Below are 5171 nucleotides of genomic sequence, written 5' to 3' on the forward strand. Positions count from 1 at the left end.
AGGAAATATTAGACATCATTTCCAGGATGGAGTGTGTCTGAACTATAATTTGATTTTTCCTTTCAACGACTACGCCATATTCAATATCGAAAATGTTCATTTCCTGATCCAACTGCAAAAGTTCCTTGAATTTAGTAATGGCCCTCTGAACAGAGTCCGTTCGGGGCCTCTCGGGAAGGATAATATCTACATCCACCTTGGGCCAATCACCTCTGAAATGCATGCCTAGAGCACCGGCGCGTTGGAGCTGGTGGAGAACCTCAAGCAATTCGTTAAACTCGGGGTCGCTCTGCCTTTGTTCCCCGGGTGTTCCAATCTCATTGTGGATTCCATTGATCATAGAATTGGTCAATCGCATCAGTCGTTCCGCAGACCATCCGGACTGAATCAAAAAAAAGATCACAGAAGGAGGGAGTGGGGTAAGCAGACTTTGTGAAAATGCCTGACCGGTCATTGGGGTATATGTAATCGTGGGGCGGTCCGACCAATTTGAGGAAATATTCCCACCAATTGAATTCCCAACAGGATTTGCGCCCCCGCTAACGCCTGCTGAACCGCCACGGGTGTATGAATTAATTACGGAGGACACATTCATAAAACGGGCCATTTCCAAATACCTCAGGCGGACGATATTCAGCAACATTTGTTCGTTCTCATGGTTTGCTATACGCTGGTTATAATTGAAACTATCCTGCGGAATAGTTTTGGGCCCCATTGATTTGCAGGAGGATAAGGCCAGAGCAAGAGAGAGAATGATGCAAGTTGATGCCAGGCTTAATGAAGGGTAATTTTTTCGAATGGAGGTCAACAAAAGGAGTGACATTGGTCAAATAAGGTTTACGGTTTTGTTAAATATAATTGAAACAAACCATATAAACATAGTAGCAATGCAGGTTTAAATATAAAAAGAAAGATAATGCTCATATCCCCAGATGAATTAGTAACAATTTTCCAACGGAAAATGTAAGGATGGAATTACAAAAAGAAAAATCGACCTTATAAGGCCTGGATAAGACTAAACACCAGGCACCATTAGGCCAAATATTGGTAATAGTTTTAAGTTGTACTAAACTCCCACTACCTTTGTCTTTTGCTTATTCGGTAATGTTTTTTCTTTTTTAAAGATTTTTAATAACATCTCTATCAGGATGTATGCGATAAAGACCATGGCTGAAAAAGGCAGGAGATCTCCAATACGATTATATATGGTATTTATTCCATGAATTGGAACAATGACCATTAAAGTTTTCTCCTTTGAGCTGTAGAAGTCAGTGCTTCCGAGTAAACCACCGTAAGGATCCGTCGCAATGGAAGTAGCACGCGATACCGGCCTTATTACAGACATCCCATTTTCAATCCCCCTAAGGCTTGACATATAGGCATGGTAAGGATCTATGGCCTTCCAGTCTCCTGATGGCACCAATAAAATATCTGTTCCTATTTTGCCGGTTTGTTTTAAAAAGTGTGGAAAATCGGCATCGTAGCAAATAACCGGGGAAAGCTTACCGTAGGGAGTGTCTATAAGCGGGATAATATCATCCGACCCGTAATCCTGTTCAGCAAATGGCACCGGATTGCTTTTCAGATAAACATTAGCTACCTCTCCCTCTGGAGTCAGGGTTATTGTTTTATTAACCAGCAACAATCGTTCAGGATTATATGGCCCGGGATTGACAACACCAAGTGACATGAAGAGATATATTTGTTTTTCTTTAGCCAAAGCTTTTGCCCTTTCAATAACCCCGTCCTCCTGAGAATTAATGATAAATCCGATGGCTTCGGACCATACAATTATTTTTGCCCCCCGATCTGCCATCTGGCTTGTTTTATTAAAAAGAAGGCCCAGATTGGCATTCAATGCTTTTCTAGCATTTTTGAACTTCTCCGCGAAAGGATCTTCAATAAAGGGTAACATAGCCCTATTTGCTTCCTGAAGCTCCGGGGATGTCTGTGAAGCATCAGGTTCAATGGTAATGGTTTTACCAAATTCACCATAATAAATGGTTTCTGTAATATTGGAATTATCTAATGTAACACCGGCAATTTTTACAGTTTCTGCTTTATCATAATCTACTAATGAGACTCTTAGTATGCCAAAGGCCAGGACGATAAAATAAACAGTTCCCGCTATGATGCCACCCGTTCTTATTCGAGCCCATTTCCATTGTTGTGCCGCCATCCAGTTTACAAGCGATGCAAACCAGGCGATTAAAAAGGAGATTCCCCAGAGGCCAAAGACCGAAGCGATCTGCTGTATCGCAGGAAATTGGTATTGGGTGTTCGCAATTGAACTCCAGACTTCACCTCTGTCCAGGGTATTCAGGTATTCCATAACCACGAATGCGGCAGGAAAAATAAGGGTGCCCAGAAAACCCCTTTCACGGGCATTGCTGAGCCTGTCTATTATATAGGGAAGTAGCCCCATGGCCGAAATTATCAGTAGCAGGATCAATAAAATGGGAAGAGGGGCCGGGAATACCTCATAGACTCCTACTAACCCAGACACGTAGAAGCCTAGAAAACCAAATACTATGGCTTTCCATGCTTTAACAGTACGCATAAAATAGAGAAAGAAGGCAAGGCCTAACCAGGGTCCAATAAATATGGTCCATTTGGCGGAACCGAGAGTCATAAAGAACATACCCAGGAATAATGCCAGGTACGGATTTGATAAATAATGTTTTATAGTTTTCATGATGTGATGATTTTTGAACAAAGTAATGGCATACACGGTTCAATATCGACTGATTACGTGAAGTCGAACCCTTTAAATGCGTTCGATGTTTGGTGCGGAAAGTCGTACCTCTTAAATAGTTATGAAAACCGGGATTTATAAGCTGTTGGGGTGCTGCCTGTGTATTTTTTAAAAGCGGTATTGAAACTGGATTTAGAATTGAATCCCACTTCATACATTACCTCCAGGACTGTAAGTTTACTGTCCGTGGATTCCCGTAATATCCTTTTCGCTTCTTCAATCCGATAACCATTAATTAGATCAAAGAATGATTTGCCTAATTCTACATTGATCAGGGTAGATAGCTGGCGCGATGAGATGTTCACCTGCGAAGCCAGGTCATTGAGTGTAAGTTCAGCATTAAGGTAGGGTTTGTTTTTTGTAATGTGGGAATTCAGTCTTTCGAGTAACGATTTATTTTCTTCCTGTGAACCGCCTCCATCAATAGAACTGCGTTGGGCACCAAGAAAGATCTCGTTTTGGTGAAGGCCCTTTAGCAACACACTGCTGATAAAGAACAGCAGTCCAACCAATGCTACAACTATAGCCCCCTGATCCAAACGGATAATCTGGCTATGCCTGAGTAAATTGGAGAAGGCACTCGCTAAAATGTAAATGATAAATACATTTACCAGAAAATTCAGCCAATTCAGATTAATCTTGTCGAGGTTAGAAAAATGCTCTACAATAGTATCGCGGTATTTCCTTATCCTGATCTTAATGGCTAGCAGATAAGAGATCTCGTAAATAAATCCAAAAACGGAGATCATAATCGTACTGAGGTCCTTTCCTTTTTTAACGTCTTCCAAAACCCACTTCTGCATTTCTGGGCTTTGGCTGTAATAGAAGATGAACAATAACACCAAAGCGATTCCAAATGGAAGGGCATGCAGTAAATGAATGGGTTTGAGGCGGAAACTTTCAGTAGTAAGGGACTGTGTATATAGTAAAAGAAGTGGGGCGTGAAAGATAACAAGGCTGTTTAGAAAGAGGGCATATTGGGTGTTAACTTCGAAATATCCTGAAACAAGTAAATAATAGTCCAGCAATCCCGCAGCCAGGCTCAAAAAGAAAAAAGCCAAAAGATAATTGCTTAGTTTACTCCCCTTTTTTGAAAAGAATAGGAAAAAACTAATAAAAAACAGCTGAAAGAGGACCAGCAGGCAAAGGATTTGAAATAACTCAGGCATCAAAAACAACTCGTTAATTAATTAGTCCGACCTAAAGGTAAGAAATACAATCTCTCCAATAGCATAAAGGATGTACCTAGAAAACCGGTTTTCCCTGATCAGTTTTTGACGGATTTGGCGAAAGAATTTGATCATAAATAAAGTGGCTGGTTGTTTTTTCTAAGTTAAGGAATTATTAAATATAGCATAAAGGAAATACCTGGTATTGATCACAGAATTGGTTCGGCTTAACTGAAGCAGCACTAGGTTGTTTGTCTTTTGATTATTCAATTATTGTTTGGCCGCTTTGTAGCTCTTTTGGAGGTTTTACTGATCTATGATTAAAGTCATAGGATTCTATTAATTGTAGCATCAATTTTGCACAAATATTAAAACCATTTGATATGACTTTCTTAATTACAGCAGTAGCACTATCGATAGCAATAGTATTAATTGTTACACTCGTAGAGAGTGTTTATGATTACTAAAGTTTAAGCGGTCTTTAGATCCTTTATTTCCATACCATTTTCATCTACTAGTTTAGAGGCATCTATCAAATATGATAGGTTGGGATCCTTTGCGCCAATTTGTTTACCTAATGTTTGGCGTTGGAAAATATTGCTGTGTTTTCTTCCCAAGGTTAGGAATTATTGAGGCATCACCAAAATCAAAGAGTTGTATCATTTATTTGATACAACTCTTTTTTGATTAAGCAATATTTGTAGAAAAAGGGGATTAAATTAAATAAGTTATTGACAACGGTTATTTAATTACCACATCTCCCATTATACCTACTTTAAATTCCAACCAATTCACCTGTTTCCAGTGCGCCCTTCAAATCTGCCGATACTTCCCAGTGGCTTCCGAAGAACCGTCCGCCATCGGCCCTTTTGATCTTTACTATTAAGGTGCCGTCCATCTTTTCCTCTACAGATGTTACGACCACTTTGTTTCCCGGCAACCCTTTGTAATTGGCAACACCGCCTCTTTTGATAATAAAATTGGGCCTTGGAAATTTTATGTGTTCGTACCTTGGAGCTTCGGAGTCGCCTATTTTGAAAATATCACCAACCTGTACTTCCTGGGGCGCTATGCAATTAGTGTCCTTTGCATTTAGGCCCATACTTCCAATTACGAATAATAGTGCAAAAATGAGCTGTTTCATAACTTTATATTTAAGATTTGGGATTAATATAGGAGATACTGACGGACTACTAAATGATTTTTATCATGTCACTTTTAAGACAATTTTTAAAGAGATTATTGAA

4 protein-coding genes are annotated in these 5171 nt (G+C 39.7%); all 4 read right to left on the minus strand.

The genetic code is table 11. The features are described from left to right. Positions 1-715: hypothetical protein (locus tag Q0X89_RS17355; RefSeq protein ID WP_297696539.1), on the minus strand; the 715-nt coding region annotated here is incomplete at its 3' end. A gap of 351 nt (positions 716-1066) precedes the next feature. Next, positions 1067-2695 carry a nitrilase-related carbon-nitrogen hydrolase gene (locus Q0X89_RS17360; RefSeq protein ID WP_297696541.1) on the minus strand — a complete coding sequence of 543 codons (1629 nt, stop codon included), beginning with the start codon at positions 2693-2695 and terminating at the stop codon, positions 1067-1069. Between the two features lie 119 nt (positions 2696-2814). Beyond that, complete coding sequence (locus Q0X89_RS17365) at positions 2815-3558, minus strand: AraC family transcriptional regulator (RefSeq protein ID WP_297696543.1); 744 nt, start codon at positions 3556-3558, stop codon at positions 2815-2817. A 1141-nt stretch (positions 3559-4699) separates the two neighbouring features. Further along, a complete protein-coding gene (locus tag Q0X89_RS17370) occupies positions 4700-5068 on the minus strand; it encodes a hypothetical protein (protein ID WP_297696545.1) in 369 nt (122 codons plus the stop codon). Between the last annotated feature and the right edge of the window lie 103 nt (positions 5069-5171).

It is taken from the genome of uncultured Eudoraea sp., assembly GCF_947258525.1.
In the GTDB taxonomy this organism is placed as follows: Bacteria; Bacteroidota; Bacteroidia; order Flavobacteriales; family Flavobacteriaceae; genus Eudoraea.

What these genes read in the sequence shown, in the direction of transcription:
- Q0X89_RS17360 (WP_297696541.1), bottom strand. Translation starts at nt 2,695, where the DNA reads ATGAAAACTATAAAACATTATTTATCAAATCCGTACCTGGCATTATTC.
- Q0X89_RS17365 (WP_297696543.1), bottom strand. Translation starts at nt 3,558, where the DNA reads ATGCAGAAGTGGGTTTTGGAAGACGTTAAAAAAGGAAAGGACCTCAGT.
- Q0X89_RS17370 (WP_297696545.1), bottom strand. Translation starts at nt 5,068, where the DNA reads ATGAAACAGCTCATTTTTGCACTATTATTCGTAATTGGAAGTATGGGC.